This window comes from Acidovorax sp. 94 (genome assembly GCF_003634645.1).
GTDB lineage: Bacteria > Pseudomonadota > Gammaproteobacteria > Burkholderiales > Burkholderiaceae_C > Acidovorax > Acidovorax facilis.
The window spans coordinates 340,080-354,892 of sequence record NZ_RBJA01000001.1; the positions used below are offsets into that span (position 1 = coordinate 340,080).

The 14,813-nt window shown below is 64.1% G+C and carries 16 protein-coding genes; 1 reads left to right on the forward strand and 15 read right to left on the reverse strand.

Annotation, left to right across the window (positions count from 1 at the left end; all coding sequences use genetic code 11):
* Positions 1 to 114: 114 nt before the first annotated feature.
* From C8C94_RS01530 to cyoA, 7 genes are all read right to left on the reverse strand, one after another.
* Positions 115 to 678, reverse strand: coding sequence for a response regulator transcription factor (locus C8C94_RS01530; protein ID WP_121419462.1), 564 nt, complete (start codon positions 676 to 678; stop codon positions 115 to 117).
* A 4-nt stretch (positions 679 to 682) separates the two neighbouring features.
* The gene (locus tag C8C94_RS01535; protein ID WP_121419463.1) at positions 683 to 2,011 is read right to left on the reverse strand and encodes an ATP-binding protein; all 1,329 of its coding nucleotides are present in this window, start codon (positions 2,009 to 2,011) and stop codon (positions 683 to 685) included.
* The gene (locus C8C94_RS01540) at positions 1,992 to 2,831 is read right to left on the reverse strand and encodes an SURF1 family protein (RefSeq protein ID WP_121419464.1); all 840 of its coding nucleotides are present in this window, start codon (positions 2,829 to 2,831) and stop codon (positions 1,992 to 1,994) included. The genes C8C94_RS01535 and C8C94_RS01540 overlap by 20 nt, the downstream gene beginning before the upstream one ends.
* Positions 2,831 to 3,259 carry a cytochrome o ubiquinol oxidase subunit IV gene (gene cyoD / locus C8C94_RS01545; RefSeq protein ID WP_055402912.1) on the reverse strand — a complete coding sequence of 143 codons (429 nt, stop codon included), beginning with the start codon at positions 3,257 to 3,259 and terminating at the stop codon, positions 2,831 to 2,833. The genes C8C94_RS01540 and cyoD overlap by 1 nt, the downstream gene beginning before the upstream one ends.
* Positions 3,260 to 3,261: 2 nt before the next feature.
* Entirely contained in the window at positions 3,262 to 3,897 is a 636-nt protein-coding gene (gene cyoC / locus C8C94_RS01550) for a cytochrome o ubiquinol oxidase subunit III (RefSeq protein ID WP_055402914.1), read from the reverse strand.
* The gene (gene cyoB / locus C8C94_RS01555) at positions 3,890 to 5,893 is read right to left on the reverse strand and encodes a cytochrome o ubiquinol oxidase subunit I (protein WP_121419465.1); all 2,004 of its coding nucleotides are present in this window, start codon (positions 5,891 to 5,893) and stop codon (positions 3,890 to 3,892) included. Before cyoB ends, cyoC begins: the two co-directional genes overlap by 8 nt.
* Before the next feature lie 65 nt (positions 5,894 to 5,958).
* Positions 5,959 to 7,014: a ubiquinol oxidase subunit II gene (gene cyoA, locus C8C94_RS01560; RefSeq protein WP_121419466.1), complete on the reverse strand. Its 1,056-nt coding sequence runs from the start codon at positions 7,012 to 7,014 to the stop codon at positions 5,959 to 5,961.
* Between the two features lie 247 nt (positions 7,015 to 7,261).
* On the opposite strand from cyoA, the gene C8C94_RS01565 reads away from it, so the two are divergent.
* Positions 7,262 to 8,602: an MFS transporter gene (locus C8C94_RS01565; RefSeq protein WP_055402920.1), complete on the forward strand. Its 1,341-nt coding sequence runs from the start codon at positions 7,262 to 7,264 to the stop codon at positions 8,600 to 8,602.
* A gap of 118 nt (positions 8,603 to 8,720) precedes the next feature.
* On the opposite strand, the gene tolA is transcribed toward C8C94_RS01565, so the two are convergent.
* From tolA to ribBA, 8 genes are all read right to left on the reverse strand, one after another.
* Complete coding sequence (gene tolA, locus C8C94_RS01570) at positions 8,721 to 9,689, reverse strand: cell envelope integrity protein TolA (protein WP_121419467.1); 969 nt, start codon at positions 9,687 to 9,689, stop codon at positions 8,721 to 8,723.
* A gap of 30 nt (positions 9,690 to 9,719) precedes the next feature.
* A complete protein-coding gene (locus C8C94_RS01575) occupies positions 9,720 to 10,148 on the reverse strand; it encodes an ExbD/TolR family protein (protein ID WP_055398910.1) in 429 nt (142 codons plus the stop codon).
* A 14-nt stretch (positions 10,149 to 10,162) separates the two neighbouring features.
* Positions 10,163 to 10,876: a protein TolQ gene (tolQ, locus tag C8C94_RS01580; RefSeq protein ID WP_055398908.1), complete on the reverse strand. Its 714-nt coding sequence runs from the start codon at positions 10,874 to 10,876 to the stop codon at positions 10,163 to 10,165.
* Positions 10,873 to 11,292, reverse strand: a complete 420-nt coding sequence (ybgC, locus tag C8C94_RS01585) for a tol-pal system-associated acyl-CoA thioesterase (RefSeq protein WP_121419468.1) — start codon at positions 11,290 to 11,292, stop codon at positions 10,873 to 10,875. The genes tolQ and ybgC overlap by 4 nt, the downstream gene beginning before the upstream one ends.
* 6 nt (positions 11,293 to 11,298) lie before the next feature.
* A complete protein-coding gene (locus tag C8C94_RS01590; RefSeq protein WP_121419469.1) occupies positions 11,299 to 12,483 on the reverse strand; it encodes a pyridoxal phosphate-dependent aminotransferase in 1,185 nt (394 codons plus the stop codon).
* Positions 12,484 to 12,591: 108 nt separating this feature from the next.
* Entirely contained in the window at positions 12,592 to 13,149 is a 558-nt protein-coding gene (gene nusB, locus C8C94_RS01595) for a transcription antitermination factor NusB (protein ID WP_121419470.1), read from the reverse strand.
* Positions 13,146 to 13,610, reverse strand: coding sequence for a 6,7-dimethyl-8-ribityllumazine synthase (ribH, locus tag C8C94_RS01600; RefSeq protein WP_121419471.1), 465 nt, complete (start codon positions 13,608 to 13,610; stop codon positions 13,146 to 13,148). Before ribH ends, nusB begins: the two co-directional genes overlap by 4 nt.
* Positions 13,611 to 13,615: 5 nt before the next feature.
* Positions 13,616 to 14,737 (reverse strand): bifunctional 3,4-dihydroxy-2-butanone-4-phosphate synthase/GTP cyclohydrolase II, encoded by a 1,122-nt coding sequence (ribBA, locus tag C8C94_RS01605; protein ID WP_055398900.1) that lies wholly within the window; start codon positions 14,735 to 14,737, stop codon positions 13,616 to 13,618.
* Between the last annotated feature and the right edge of the window lie 76 nt (positions 14,738 to 14,813).

Sequence of the window (14,813 nt, forward strand, 5' to 3'; positions counted from 1 at the left end):
AGTTGATTGGCGCTTCACAGGGTTTTGCTATAAAAAATATAGCTAACAATGACGCCCTTTAAGCGCTAGCGGCCAATTTTCCTTGAAACACCGAGCCTTGGTTCCGGTGCCCGCCTAACGAACCTGCTTCTTTTCCAGCTTGCGGGTCAGGGTGCGGCGGTGCATGCCCAGGCGCCTTGCCGCTTCCGAGAGATTGAAGCCGGTTTCTGCCAGCACCTCGTTGATGCGCTCCCATTCCAGCGTCTTGATGGAACTGGAGCGGTTGGTCAGCTCCACTTCGGTGTTGCCCGCCTTCAGGCCAAAAGCGGCCTCGATGTCGTCGGTATTGGACGGCTTGGCGAGGTAGTGGCAGGCGCCCAGTTTCACGGCTTCCACGGCGGTGGCGATGCTGGCAAAGCCGGTGAGCACCACGATCAGCATGTCTTCGCTGGAGGCATGCAGCTTTTGCACACAGGCCAGGCCCGAGGCTTCGCCCTTGAGCTTGAGGTCCACCACCGCAAAGCCGGGCGTGTGTTGTGCGAGCAGGGTTTCGACCTCGGGCAGGCTGGCAGCCTGCAGCACGCGGTAGCCGCGCCGTTCGAATGAACGGGCGAGCGTGCGGGCAAAGGCCTCGTCGTCTTCCACGATGAGCAGCAGTGGTTGCGCTTGTTCTCGTTCTTTGTCGTCGGTAGGGCTCATGGGTTCAGGCTTTGGCTTCAGGCAGTGTGATCGCCGCCAGTGGCAGTTCGATGGTTACTTCGGCACCCCCTTCGGGGCGGTTGCGTGCCGCCACGCTGCCACCCAGCGTGCGTGCCACGTTGAGCACAAGGTACAGGCCCAGCCCACCGCCCGGGCGGTTTTTGGAGGACTGGTAGGGCGTGCCCAGCTTGGCCAGCATGTCGGGGGCAAAGCCCGGCCCTGCGTCGGTCACCGTGATGCGCAGTGCATCGGCGTTGCGGGTGACGGCCAGGCGCACCCAGCCGGGCGAAGCATCGCGTGCATTGTCCAGCACATTGAAAACCATCTGCTGGAGCGTGGTGTCAGACACCATGGGCGTATCCGCGCCAAAGTCGTTGTCGTAGATGAACTGCGGCATCGACCGGGTGCTGCGCCATTCTTCGGCCAGGGCATCCACAAAGGTGCGCACGGTGGTCTGCATGGAGGCTTCGCCGCGTGTCTCTCCGGCCGAAAGCAGGATGCCGCTCACGATGCTCTTGCAGCGCTGCACCTGGGCCTGCATTTCGTCGATGTCCTCCTTCAGCGCTGGGTGGGCCGCCAGCTGCTTGTCATGCTGCCAGTCCCCCAGGATCACGGCCAGCGTGGACAGCGGCGTGCCCAGCTCGTGGGCAGCCCCTGAGGCCAGGAGGCCCATGCGCACGATGTGCTCTTCTTCCACGCGGCGGCGGCGTGCTGCGGCCAGGCGCGCATCGCGTTCACGCAGGTTCAGGTTGATGCGGGTGATGAAGACCACCACCAGCGTGGCGTTGAGCACAAAGCACACCAGCAACCCGATCACGTAAAGGCTCGACAGGCCCTGGTGCAGGTCCTGCGGCAACTCCAGGGGCAGGTGGTGTGTGGCCAGCACGCCAAAACACAGCAGCGTGATGATCACGATGGACCAGATGTAGGCGCCGCGCAGCAGCACGGCCCCCAGCGTGATCTGCAGCAGGTACAGGAAGACGAATGGGTTGCTGGTGCCCCCGCTCAGGTACAGCTGCACTGTGAGCACGGCCACATCGATCAGCAGGGCCAGAAAAAGCTCCACATTGCGCACCATCACACCGGTGCGCAGCCGCAGCAGGCTCACCACGTTGAACACCGCCAGGCAGCCCACCACCAGCAGCATCTCGCGCACAGGCAGCGTGAGGTTCAGGCTGTAGTGCGCCATCTCGATGGTGAACACCTGGCCGACCACGGCAATCCAGCGTAGCTCGATCAGCTGCTGAAGGTTCTTGATGCCTGCGGCGGCATCGGCCGAGCGTGCGTTGCGCTGCGGCGCGGCGGTCGCAGTATCAGGACGAAGAGGTGTCATCAGGGGCGAAGGTGGTGGCAGGGCGCGCAAAGCCGCGCAGGCGGCGCTCGTAGCGTGCCACATACCAGCCAGCACCCGCAACCATGATGGCCAGACCGTACCAGGTCAGTGCGTAGACCAGGTGGCTGTTATGGAACCGGATCACCGTCATGCCAGCGCGCGGCCAACGGGTGTCCGCTGCCGGGGGCGCAGCGGCGCCTGGTAAGGGAGGCAACCCCGCATCGATGAAGAAGGGGGCAGTCTCGGGCAACTGCAGCCAATGGCCGATGGCCGCAATGTCGCGCGAGTACCAGCGCTGCTCAGCCGGGGCATTGGTGCGCAGAAAACCACCGTCAGGCTCGCTCATGCGCAGCAGGCCCTGGACAGTCGCGGTGGTGGAGGTAGGGGGGATGGAGGCGGGCATAGGCTTTGCCAGCCATTGGGCGCGCTGCTCCTGCGGCACAAAACCCCGGTTCACCAGCACCTGCGCGCCATCATCCAGCTGCAAGGGCGTCATCACCCAGAAGCCCGAGCCCAGCTCGGTCAGGGCCTGGGTAAGCACGGTTTTCTCGGGCAGCCACCGGCCCTGCGCGGTGACGGGCAGGTATTCGTGGCTGGCCGCACTCACCTGGGGCCACTCTGGGCGGGAGGGCAGGGGTACAGGAGCAGCGTGCACGCGTTGATCGACGCGCTCGATCAACGCGAGCTTCCATGCGCGGCGCTGCACCTGCCAGGTACCCAGCGCGATAAAGCCCAAAAACAAGGCGATGCCCACAACTGCGAGCACCGCCTGGCGAAGCCGCCGGGACTGGGGGACCGGGGCTGTGGGGTGGAATGGCATCAGGGCGTCGAGTGGCCCGGCGCCTCATGCGTTGCGGGCGTGGGGGTGGGGTGCTCGGGCATCATGTTTGCGTTCATGTGGAACATGACCCACAGCGTGCCCGCAATGGCAATGGCTACGAACACCACGGTGAAGATGGTGGACAGCATGGTCCAGCCGCCTTCGACCTTGCCGTTCATGTGCAGGAAATACACCATGTGCACCAGGATCTGGATCACGGCGAAGCCGCCCAGCACCAGCACGGCGGTGTTGCGGTCGGCGATGACCTTGGCCATGACGAGCCAGAAGGGAATGGCCGTGAGGATGACCGAGAGCACGAAGCCGATCGTGTAGTCGCGCAGGCTGCTGTGCGGTTCCGCGTCGCCGTGGTGGTCGTGGCCGCCATGGTCATGCGCGCCGTGTGCGTGTGTTGTGTGTTGTGCGCTCATAGTTACAGCACTCCCATCAGGTACACAAAGGTGAAGACGCCAATCCAGACCACGTCCAGAAAGTGCCAGAACATCGACAGGCACATCAGGCGGCGGGTGTTTGCAGGGATCAGGCCGTGTTTGCCGATCTGCACCATCAGCACCACCAGCCAGATCAGACCAAAGGTCACGTGCAGGCCGTGGGTGCCCACCAGCGTGAAGAAGGCCGACAGGAAGGCGCTGCGCTGGGGCGTGGCACCCTGGTGGATCAGGTGGGCAAACTCATAGAGTTCGAGGCCCAGGAAGCACAGGCCGAAGAAGCCGGTGACGGCCAGCCACAGCAGCGTGCCTTTCACATCCTTTTGCTGCTTGCGCAGCATGGCAAAACCGAAGGTGATGGACGACAGCAGCAGGAAGGCCGTATTGATGGCCACCAGCGTCAGGTCGAACAGCTGCGCACCGGTGGGGCCGGCCGCATAGCTGCGGCCCAGCACGCCATAGGTGGCAAACAGGGCGGCAAAGATGAGGCAGTCGCTCATCAGGTAGAGCCAGAAGCCCAGTGCGGTGCCGTTTTCGGGATGGGGCTCGTGCGCAAGGTGGTAGTCGCGCGGGGCCAGGGCGCCTGCGGCGGCGCCAGCGTTAAGGCGGAGTTCAGACATGGCGTGCCAGTTGGAGTGTGCGGGCTTCTTCGGTGGCGGCGACTTGGGACGCCGGGATGTAGAAGTCACGCTTGTAGTTGAACGTGTGGATGATCGAAGCCAGCAGCAGCGCCGCGAACGAAACGCCCGCAAGCAGCCACATGTGCCAGATCAGCGCGAAGCCAAAGACCAGTGACAAGGCCGAGATGACCGCGCCCGAGCCGGTGTTGGCAGGCATGTGGATGGGCGCAAAGCCGCCGAGCGGGCGCTGGTACCCATGCTTCTTCATGTCCCACCACGCATCGATTTCATGCACGACAGGGGTGAAGGCAAAGTTGTAGTCGGGCGGGGGCGACGAGGTGGCCCATTCGAGCGTGCGCGCATCCCACGGGTCGCCCGTGTGGTCGCGCAGCTGGTCGCGCTTGAGGTAGCTCACCACGATCTGGATCAGGAAGCAGGCGATGCCCGCAGCAATCATTGCGGCGCCGATGGCGGCGATCACGAACCAGATCTGCAGCGACGGGTCTTCAAAATGGTTGGCACGGCGCGTGACACCCATCAGGCCCAGCACATACAGCGGGCCGAACGCCACCCAGAAGCCCACCACCCACAGCCAGAAGGAACGCAAGCCCCAGGTGCGGTCGAGCTTGTAGCCAAAGGCCTTGGGATACCAGTAGTTGATGCCGGCGAACAGCCCGAACAGCACGCCACCGATGATCACGTTGTGGAAGTGGGCGATCAGGAACAGGCTGTTGTGCAGCACGAAGTCGGCCGGGGGCACGGCCAGCAGCACGCCGGTCATGCCGCCGATGGCAAAGGTCACCATGAAGGCCACGGTCCACATCATGGGCAGCTCGAAGCGGATGCGGCCCTTGTACATGGTGAACAGCCAGTTGAAGATCTTCGCGCCCGTGGGGATCGAGATGATCATCGTCGTGATGCCAAAGAAGGTATTCACGCTCGCACCTGAGCCCATGGTGAAGAAGTGGTGCAGCCACACCAGGTACGACAGGATGGTGATCACCACCGTGGCGTAGACCATGGAGGTGTAGCCGAACAGCCGCTTCTTGCAGAACGTGGCCACCACTTCAGAGAAGATGCCGAAGCACGGCAGGATCAGGATGTAGACCTCGGGGTGGCCCCAGATCCAGATCAGGTTCACGTACAGCATGGCGTTGCCGCCCAGGTCGTTCGTGAAGAAGTTGGTGCCGACATAGCGGTCCAGCGACATCAGCACGAGCGCTGCCGTCAGCACCGGGAACGAGGCCACGATCAGCGCGTTGGTGCACAGGGCAGTCCAGGTGAAGACGGGCATGCGCATCAGGTTCATGCCGGGTGCGCGCATCTTGATGATGGTGACGATCAGGTTGATGCCCGAGAGCGTGGTGCCCACCCCCGCAATCTGCAGGGCCCAGATGTAGTAGTCGAGCCCCACGCCGGGGTCCTGCGCCCCCAGGTTGGACAGTGCCAGCCAGCCGGATGTGGAGAACTCGCCCAGGAACAGCGACACCATCACCAGGATCGCGCCTGCCGTGGTCATCCAGAAGCTGAAGTTGTTGAGGAACGGGAACGACACGTCGCGCGCGCCGATCTGCAGCGGCACGAGGTAGTTCATGAGGCCCGTGACCAGTGGCATCGCCACGAAGAAGATCATGATCACGCCGTGGGCGGTGAAGATCTGGTCATAGTGGTGCGGCGGCAGGTAGCCCATGTTGTCGCCAAAAGCCATGGCCTGCTGCAGGCGCATCATCACGGCGTCGGCAAAGCCGCGCAGCAGCATCACGAGGCCGAGGATCATGTACATGATGCCGATGCGCTTGTGGTCGATGCTGCAGATCCAGTCGCGCCACAGCGTGCCCCACAGGCGGAATTTGGTGATGGCGGCCATCACGGCCAGGCCACCCAGCACGGTGGCGACAAAGGTCCAGAGCACGATGGGCTCGTGCGCCATCGGTATGGAATCCCAGGTGATTCGGCCCAGGGCCCAATGGGATGCGGTATCAGGTGCGGAGGACATAAAGGTCTTTGGAAGATGCCAACACCCGCTTGGCACGGGCGCCGACATGGCAAATCAAGGGCGGGTCATTGGGCGGAGTTGGCGCGCGGTGCGTGGCGGGCTTCCAGGCTGGCCACCACCTGGGCGGCGTTCTGCGAGGTGCATACGTCCTGCGGCAGATTCAGGCCCACGGCGCGCACATAGGCGTCACCGCCGTTCTCGTCAATGGCCATCATGTGGTGCATGCACATCTTGCCGTCTTCGACACAGCGGTTCAGTACCTTGTCATACAGGCCTTCTTCCACGCTGGCAAAGCGCTGCACGGGGTCGCGCTCGCTGGGCTTGGCCAGGTCCATGTAGGCCTGGCGTGTAAGTGGCTTGCCTTCGGACTTGGTCTTGGCCACCCACTGCGCGAAGTCGCTCTCGCTCAGGCCATGGAACTTGAACGTCATGCCAGAGAAGCCAGCGCCGCTGTAGTGCGAGGACATGCCCTTGTACACGCCCGGTTGGTTGATCACGGCGTTCAGCTCGGTCTGCATGCCGGGCATCGCGTAGATCATGCCGGCGAGGTCGGGCACGTAAAACGCGTTCATCGTGGACGTGGCCGTGAGCTTGAACAGGATGGGGCGGTCCACCGGCGCAGCCAGTTCATTCACGGTGGCAATGCCCAGCTCAGGGTAGAAGAACAGCCACTTCCAGTCCATGGCCACCACCTGCACTTCCATGGGGGTGGATTGGGCGTCCAGCGGTTTGCTGGCCGAGATGCGGTCCAGCGGGCGGTAGGGGTCGAGCTTGTGGGTGCCGATCCAGGTCAGGGCGCCGAGGGCGATGACGATCAAGAGCGGCACGGTCCAGATCACCAGCTCCAGCGTGGTGGAGTGGTGCCAGTCGGGGTCGTAGTCGGCCTCGGTGTTGGCAGTGTTGTTCTGGCGGTACTTCCAGGCAAACCACAGGGTGAGGGCAATCACCGGAACGATGATGATCAGCATCAGCAGCGTGGCCTGGATGACCATGTGGCCTTGCTGGGCCGCGATGTCGCCGGCGGGGTTGAGGACGACCGCCTTGCTGCAGCCAGCCAGGCTGCCCAGGGCGGCCATGGCGGCGAGCCAGACAGGCACGCGAGGTAAAGGTAGTTTGGACATGTGACAGGCGCAACCAAGGCGTTTAAGGGTAAACGCGGATAACGAAGTGCCGTCGAATGTAATAGCCCTAGCTTTTTTGTACATTGGACATTTTGTCCAAGGTCAAAGTAATGCGCCCCACTTTGGTGCATTTCCGGTCCCTGCGGTGTTGTCCTGCACACGGCATAGTGAAACCGCACTTGTCCCAGATCAAACTTGCGTGTAGAACCAGAATGTCTTATCCAAACAACGACAAGGAGCCCTGTTCATGAGCAGCCCCGCCTCTGCCACTTACCCTGCGGCCGGCTTTGAAGAAAGCCCCGCCTCTCTCTCGCGGGCTGATACGCATGAAGACGTGACCCCCAGCGAAATTGCTGTGGGCGTGATCATCGGACGCTCGTCCGAGTATTTCGACTTCTTCGTTTTCGGGATCGCCTGCGTTCTCGTCTTCCCGTCCTTCCTCTTTCCATTCCTCTCGCGCCTGGATGGCACGCTGATGGCGTTTGCGCTGCTGGCGGTCGCTTTTGTCGTGCGCCCGGTGGGCACGGCCATTTCCATGGCCATCCAGCGGCGCTGGGGCCGGGGCACCAAGCTGACCATTGCACTATTCTTGCTGGGCGTGTGCACGGTGGGGATGGCGTTCTTGCCGGGCTACAAGGACGCGGGCCTGACTGCCGTGGTGGCGCTGCTGATCCTGCGCATTGGCCAGGGTCTGGCGCTCGGCGGTTCTTGGGACGGCCTGCCGTCGCTGCTGGCCATGTCGGCGCCCAAGGAACGGCGGGGCTGGTTTGCCATGATCGGGCAATTGGGCGCGCCTGTCGGGTTTGTGCTGGCGGCGGGTCTGTTTGCCTATCTGTACAGCAGCCTCAGCGTGCAGGAATTTCTGGCCTGGGGCTGGCGTTATCCCTTCTTCGTGGCCTTTGCCGTGAACGTGGTGGCCCTGTTTGCCCGCCTGCGCCTGGTGGTGGGGCAGTCATACGCCGAGCTGCTGCAAGAGCGTGAACTGCAGCCCGTGCCTGTGAGCCGTGTGATACGTGACGAAGGCAGCAATGTGGTACTGGGTGCTTTTGCCGCGCTGGCGAGCTTTGCGCTGTTCCACTTGGTCACGGTGTTCCCGCTGTCTTGGATCACGCTGTATTCGGACCAGCCGGTGACCCAGATTCTGGGCGTGCAGATCGTAGGCGCCTTCCTGGCAGCTGGGGCCATCATGGTGTCTGGCTGGCTGTCGGACCACCTGGGCCGCCGCAAGCTGCTGGGCGGCATGGCGGTGTTGATCGGTGTGTTCAGCTTCATGGCCCCCGTTCTGCTCAACTCGGGCGAGGTGGGCAGCACCATGTTCCTTCTACTGGGTTTTGTGCTGCTGGGCTTGTCGTATGGCCAGGCGTCGGGCACGGTCACGGCCAATTTTTCGCCCCAATACCGCTACACGGGCGCCGCTCTCTCGGCCGACCTTGCCTGGATCATTGGCGCCGCGTTTGCACCGCTGGTGGCCTTGTACCTGTCGGCCCAGTTCGGGCTGCTGGCGGTCACGGTGTATTTGCTGTCGGGCGTGGCCTGCACGCTGGGCGCGCTGAACCTGAATCGGCGCATGGAGCGCCGGGACCGGTAAGGGGCAGAGATTTGCTATTGTTTGTATAGCTGTTTGCGCTTTTCTACAAAGCGCTAGAGGCTAAAAATGCTCTAAAAAAAAGCGCCCGGTACTACCGGGCGCTTTTTTTTGTGAAGGCTCAGTCCTGTGGTCTGAAGCCAATGGTCAGTGAAGGCGGCACGCGGCCATCCACATCGCGCGGCAGGGTCTCGGTCTTGTCCAGGGCGCGGAGCACTGCGTCATCCCAGGCCTTGTTGCCGCTGGACTGCACCAGGCGTTTGCCCACGATGGTGCCATCGGGCGAAAGGCGGACTTCCACCTCGGCGCGCGGGTTGCCTGAGATCGCGTCGGGGTACACGATGTTGGGCTTGACCTTGGCTGCAACCTTGCCGCCATAGCTGCCCGACGGACCAGCGCTGCGCTGGGCTGTGCCTGTGGCGTTCTCGCCGCCCGTGGCCCCCGCCAGGCCCTGGAGGCGGCGCAGGTTGGCTTCCCGCTGTTCTGCCAGCTGTTTGGCCTCCGCGTCGGCCTTGCGCTTGGCGGCTTCGTCCGCCTTGCGCTTGTCTTCGGCCAGCTTCTTTTGCTTGTCCTGCTCGGCCTTCTTCTGCTCAGCCAGCTGCTTTTCGCGCTGTTCCTTTTCTTTTTCCTTTTCCTTTTGCAGGCGTTCCTTCTTTTCCTGCTCCAGGCGGTCGCGGCGTTCGTCTTCCTTGCGCTCACGTTCGCGCTTTTCACGTTCCAGCTGCTGCTCGCGCGCCTTCTTCTCCTGCTCCAGGCGCTTTTTTTCGCGTTCGATGGCGATGTCCGCCTCGCGCGTGTCGGGCGGCTCCACGGCGCGGGGGGGCGGTGGTGGTGGCGGAGCGGGCGGACGCACTTCCGGGGGAGCGGGTGGTGGCGGCGGGGGCTCCACGGCGCGTGGTGCGGCCTGCTGGGGCACCGCAGCCCACAGTTCGGCCTCCACCGCAGGCTGGTCGGCGCTGTTCTTCCAGTTCACGCCCCAGGTGAGCGCACCGATGAGCACGACATGCACAAGCACCGCCAGTGAAATGGCGCGCAAGCGTGCCGGGGGGCGGGGCGGGGAAAACTGGTCGCGGTCGTTGTGGGCGTGCATGGGCTTCAGAGCGGCGGGCGTGCGTTCGGTTCAACCACCCTGTTTGACGGAAAGACCCACGCGTTGCACGCCCGCCTTTTGCAAGGCATCCATGGCTTTCACCACGTTTTCGTACTGCACTCCCTTGTCGGCGCTGATGACCACGGCACTGGCGCTGTCAGCACCCTGGGCCTTCTGCCAGCGGCTGGCCGCGTCGCCGATCTCGCGCTGGTTCAGACTGCGTGTGGCTTCGGGCGTCTTGAACTGCAGCGTGCCGTCCTTGTTGACGATGACCTGGGCCACCACCTTGGGCATGTTCTTGCCTTTGCCCACGCTGGGCACATCAACAACGCCCGGCGTCAGCATGGGCGCCGTCACCATGAAGATGATGAGCAGCACCAGCATCACGTCGATGAACGGGACCATGTTGATCTCGTTGATGGTGCGGCGGCCTCGACCGCGGGATGCCATGGCGGGCATGTGGGCCTCCGTGCTCAGTGGCCCGAGGCCGTATGGCCTGCGGGTGCGGGCTGGGCGCCCAGATTGCGCTGCAGGATGTTGGAGAACTCTTCGATGAAGGTCTCCTGGTGCGTGGCCACGCGGTCGATGTCGCGGGCAAAGCGGTTGTAGGCGATCACAGCGGGGATGGCGGCAAACAGGCCGATCGCGGTGGCCACCAGGGCTTCGGCAATGCCAGGCGCCACGGTGGCCAGCGTGACCTGCTCCATGCCCGCAAAGCCGGTGAACGCGTGCATGATGCCCCACACGGTGCCAAACAGGCCTACGTACGGCGACACGGAGCCGACCGACGCCAGGAATGAAAGGCTCGATTCGACCACGTCCATCTCGCGCTGGAAGCTCGCGCGCATGGCGCGGCGTGCGCCGTCGAGCAGGGTGCCGGGGTCCACGATGCGGCGCTCACGCAGCTTCTGGTATTCACGCATGCCGCTGGCAAAAATACGTTCCATGGGACCGGCCTGCTTGGCGTTTTGTGCGGCACTGGCGTACAGGTCGTTCAGGCTGGTGCCCGACCAGAACTCGCGCTCGAAATCCTCATTGAGCGCTTTCACGCGCTTGAGCGAAAACAGCTTTCGGAAGATGGCTGCCCAACTGGCGACGGAGACGCCCAGCAACAGCAGCATCACGAGTTGCACCACCCAGCTGGCGTGCAGCACCAGGGTGATGATGGACATGTCTTGGGAGTTCATGGTGAGAGTTGTTCCAGCAGGGTGTTCGGAATTCTTGCGGGGCGCATGGTGGCAGCATCAACCCATCCGATGCGGATGGTGCCTTCGCTCAGCAACAAAGGGGCTTGTTCGGTCATCTGCTCTGGTTTCAGGAGCGCGCGCTGCACTATTGTCAACGATGCGCGGCCCGAGGCCTGCAGGGCGGCGGTAACAATCAGTTCATCGTCCAGCCGTGCAGGCCGGTGGTAGCGAAGCTGGGCATCGGTTACGACAAACATGCCCCCGGTTTGTTCCCGCAATCGCTGCTGACCCACGCCCAGCGACCGCAGCCATTCGGTGCGAGCGCGCTCGAAGAACTTGAGGTAGTTGGCATAGAACACGATGCCGCCGGCATCGGTGTCCTCCCAATACACGCGGATGGGGAACTCGAATGCCATCGCGCGTTACCCCAGCACGCTGCGCAGCCGCGCCACAGACTCTTGGAGTTGCGCCATGGAGTTGGCGGTGGAAAAGCGCACAAACCGTTCTGGCTCGGCCGTGCCGAAGTCACGCCCTGGCGTCACGGCGATGTGCGCACGGCGCATCAGCTCAAAAGCAAAGTCCCAGCTGCCGCTGACACCCAGGCGCTCGGCGGCCTGCGTGCAGTCCGCCCAGGCGTAGAAGGCACCGTCGGGCATCACCGGCACCGAAAGGCCCATGGACTGCAGGGCGGGGATAAAGAAGTCGCGCCGGGCCTTGAACTCGGCGCGGCGGCGTTCGTATTCAGCAATGCTCTCTGCCTCGAAGCAGGCCAGCGCCGCGTGTTGCGACACGGTGCTGGCGCAGATGAACAGGTTCTGCGCCAGGCGCTCGACCACCGGCACCATGGCTTCGGGCACTACCATCCAGCCCAGGCGCCAGCCGGTCATGTTGAAGTATTTGCTGAAGCTGTTGATGCTGATGATGTTGTCGTCGATGGCCAGTGCGGTGTGGCCAAACTCTTCCTCGTACGACAGGCCCAGGTAGATCTCGTCGATCATCGTGATGCCGTCATGCGCGCGGACCACTTCGTGGATTCGGCGCAGCTCACCGGGCGCGATGGAAGTGCCGGTGGGGTTGGACGGCGATGCGAGCAGCACACCCCGCGTCTTGTCCGTCCAGGCCGCACGCACCTTGTCGGCGCTCAGCTGGTAGCGTTCTGCGGCCGTGGTGGGCAGCAGCACGGCCTTGCCCTCGGCGGCGCTCACGAAGTGGCGGTTGCAGGGGTAGCTGGGGTCGGGCATCAGGATCTCGTCGCCCGACTCGATCAGCGCCAGGCACGCCAGCTGCAGCGCGGCCGAAGCACCGGCCGTGACCACGATGCGGCGTGCAGGCACATTGACGCCAAAGCGGCTCTGATACCAGCCGCTGATGCGCTCGCGCAGCGCATCCAGCCCCAGCGCGTTGGTGTACTGCGTAGCGCCGCTGTGCACGGCGCGCGCGGCGGCCTCCTGCACCAAGGGCGGCGCGGTGAAGTCCGGCTCGCCAATGTTCAGGAAGATCATCGGCTCGCGCGTGCCCGCCACCTCGCGGGCCAGGGCCTGCGCGGCCTTGGCGACCTCCATCACATAGAACGGTTCGATGCGCTCAGCGCGCGTGGAAAACTTCATGGGAAGGTGTCCTGCCCGTGCGGGTCGGGTGTTGCTCGGAAACTCAAGAAAGAAGGCCCCGTGCGTGGCAGTGGGTTGCACGCGCGGGAGCCTTTCGGCGGGGTGCGCTCAGGCTTCGTCGGCGGGCGCGCCAGGCATTGCGCCCGGGGCCTTGTCGGCCGCCACTTCCAGCGCACGCAGCTTGGGAGCCAGGCCGTTGAGCACGGCGTTCACGTACTTGTGGCCGTCGGTGCCGCCAAACTCTTTGGCAAGCTCAATGCACTCGTTGAGCACCACACGCCACGGCACGTCCAGGCAGTGCTGAAACTCGTACACGCCGATCCACATCACGGCATGCTCGATGGGCGAGATCTCGGCCATCTTGCGGTCCAGCAGCGGGGTGATCAGCGCGTCCAGGTCGGCGGCGGTGTTGATGCAGCCGTGCAGCAGTGCGTCGTAGTGCACCGAATCGGCCTTGTGAAAGCCCGCCAGGTCGCGGGTGAACGCGTCGATGGCGTGCGCATCGTTGCCGCCCACCAGGTGCTGGTACAGCGCCTGCAGCGCGAATTCGCGCGCGCGGCTGCGGTTGGACTTGGAGGCTGCCTTGCGCGTGCCCGTGCTCTTGAGCCCGGTGCGGGCCTGCTTGGGCGGGCGTGCCGAGGACGGTGTGGGGGTGTTTTCGCTCATGACAGCTCGTCCAGCAGGTTGGCCATTTCCACCGCAACGCGGGCGGCATCGGTGCCTTTTTCGGTCTGGCGGGCGATGGCCTGCTCGACGTTTTCGGTGGTGATGATGGCGTTGGCAATCGGGATCTGGTAGTCCAGCGACAGGCGCGTGACGCCCGCGCCGGATTCGTTGGCCACCAGTTCGAAGTGGTAGGTCTCGCCACGGATGATGCAGCCCAGCGCGATCAGCGCGTCGAATTCATCGCTTTCGGCCATGGCCTGCAAGGCCACGGGCACCTCCAGCGCGCCGGGCACCAGCACGTGCTTGATGTTTTTCTCTTGCACACCCAGCGCGAGCAACTCGGCGCGGCAGGCGGCCGCCAGCGTGTTGGTGATGCTCTCGTTGAAGCGGGCCTGCACGATGCCGATGTGCAATTTCTTGCCGTCCAGCTTGTCCGCTGTTCCTTTGTCTGCGCCAAACATGTTCTTTATTCCTTGGGGATGAAGCCGGTGATTTCGAGGCCGTAGCCGGCCATGCTGGGCATGCGGCGGGGCTGGCCCATCAGAGCCATCTTGTGTACGCCACATTCGCGCAGGATCTGCGCGCCCACGCCATAGGTGCGCAGGTCCATGCGGCCGCGTTCGGGGGCCTGCGCCGCGCGGGCGGTGCCTTCAAACTGGGCCAGCAGCTGGGCGGCGCTTTCACCGCAGTTGAGCAGCACGGCCACGCCCTTGCCTTGCTTGACGAGGTATTGCAGGCTGGTATCGAGGCCCCACGAGTGCATGGAGCGGTTGACTTCGAGCGCGTCGAACACCGACAGCGGCTCGTGCACGCGCACAGGTACCACGTCGTCGGCGCTCCACTGGCCCTTGACCAGCGCCAGGTGCACGGCCTGGCTGGGTTTGTCGCGGAAGGCGTGGGCGGTAAATTCGCCGTAGGCGGTCTGCAGCGTGCGCGTGCCGACCTTTTCGACCAGCGACTCGTTGCGGCTGCGGTATTCGATGAGGTCGGCAATGGTGCCGATCTTCAGGCCGTGCTCGGCCGCAAACAGCTGCAGGTCGGGCAGGCGGGCCATGGTGCCGTCGTCCTTCATGATCTCGCAGATCACCGATGCGGGGCTGCAGCCTGCCATGGCGGCCAGGTCGCAACCGGCTTCAGTATGGCCTGCGCGCATGAGCACGCCGCCATCCACGGCCTGCAGCGGGAAGATGTGGCCGGGTTGGACCAGGTCGGTGGGCTTGGAGTTGCGGTCCACCGCCACCTGCACGGTGCGGGCACGGTCGGCCGCCGAGATGCCGGTGGTCACGCCCTCGGCCGCCTCGATGGAGACGGTGAACGCCGTGCTGTACACCGTGCCATTGCGCGCGGCCATGGGTGGCAGCTTGAGGAACTCGCAGCGCTCACGGCTCAATGTCAGGCAGATCAGGCCCCGGCCGAAGCGGGCCATGAAGTTGATAGCCTCGGGCGTCACGTGGTCGGCGGCCAGGACGAGGTCGCCTTCGTTTTCGCGGTCTTCTTCATCCACCAGGATGACGATGCGCCCGGCGCGCATCTCGGCCACGATGTCTTCGACGGGGGAGATCGGCACGGGGGTGAGGGGGGAAGTCATGGAAGGGCGGGCTTTCGGTGGGCCGCGCGGGTGGCGCGCACCGCACGCTGTCCGGCCACGACCCGGGCGGGTCGAT

Coding starts and splice junctions, on each gene's coding strand:
- C8C94_RS01530 (WP_121419462.1), bottom strand. CDS start 678: ATGAGCCCTACCGACGACAAAGAACGAGAACAAGCGCAACCACTGCTG.
- C8C94_RS01535 (WP_121419463.1), bottom strand. CDS start 2,011: ATGACACCTCTTCGTCCTGATACTGCGACCGCCGCGCCGCAGCGCAAC.
- C8C94_RS01540 (WP_121419464.1), bottom strand. CDS start 2,831: ATGCCATTCCACCCCACAGCCCCGGTCCCCCAGTCCCGGCGGCTTCGC.
- cyoD (WP_055402912.1), bottom strand. CDS start 3,259: ATGAGCGCACAACACACAACACACGCACACGGCGCGCATGACCATGGC.
- cyoC (WP_055402914.1), bottom strand. CDS start 3,897: ATGTCTGAACTCCGCCTTAACGCTGGCGCCGCCGCAGGCGCCCTGGCC.
- cyoB (WP_121419465.1), bottom strand. CDS start 5,893: ATGTCCTCCGCACCTGATACCGCATCCCATTGGGCCCTGGGCCGAATC.
- cyoA (WP_121419466.1), bottom strand. CDS start 7,014: ATGTCCAAACTACCTTTACCTCGCGTGCCTGTCTGGCTCGCCGCCATG.
- C8C94_RS01565 (WP_055402920.1), top strand. CDS start 7,262: ATGAGCAGCCCCGCCTCTGCCACTTACCCTGCGGCCGGCTTTGAAGAA.
- tolA (WP_121419467.1), bottom strand. CDS start 9,689: ATGCACGCCCACAACGACCGCGACCAGTTTTCCCCGCCCCGCCCCCCG.
- C8C94_RS01575 (WP_055398910.1), bottom strand. CDS start 10,148: ATGCCCGCCATGGCATCCCGCGGTCGAGGCCGCCGCACCATCAACGAG.
- tolQ (WP_055398908.1), bottom strand. CDS start 10,876: ATGAACTCCCAAGACATGTCCATCATCACCCTGGTGCTGCACGCCAGC.
- ybgC (WP_121419468.1), bottom strand. CDS start 11,292: ATGGCATTCGAGTTCCCCATCCGCGTGTATTGGGAGGACACCGATGCC.
- C8C94_RS01590 (WP_121419469.1), bottom strand. CDS start 12,483: ATGAAGTTTTCCACGCGCGCTGAGCGCATCGAACCGTTCTATGTGATG.
- nusB (WP_121419470.1), bottom strand. CDS start 13,149: ATGAGCGAAAACACCCCCACACCGTCCTCGGCACGCCCGCCCAAGCAG.
- ribH (WP_121419471.1), bottom strand. CDS start 13,610: ATGTTTGGCGCAGACAAAGGAACAGCGGACAAGCTGGACGGCAAGAAA.
- ribBA (WP_055398900.1), bottom strand. CDS start 14,737: ATGACTTCCCCCCTCACCCCCGTGCCGATCTCCCCCGTCGAAGACATC.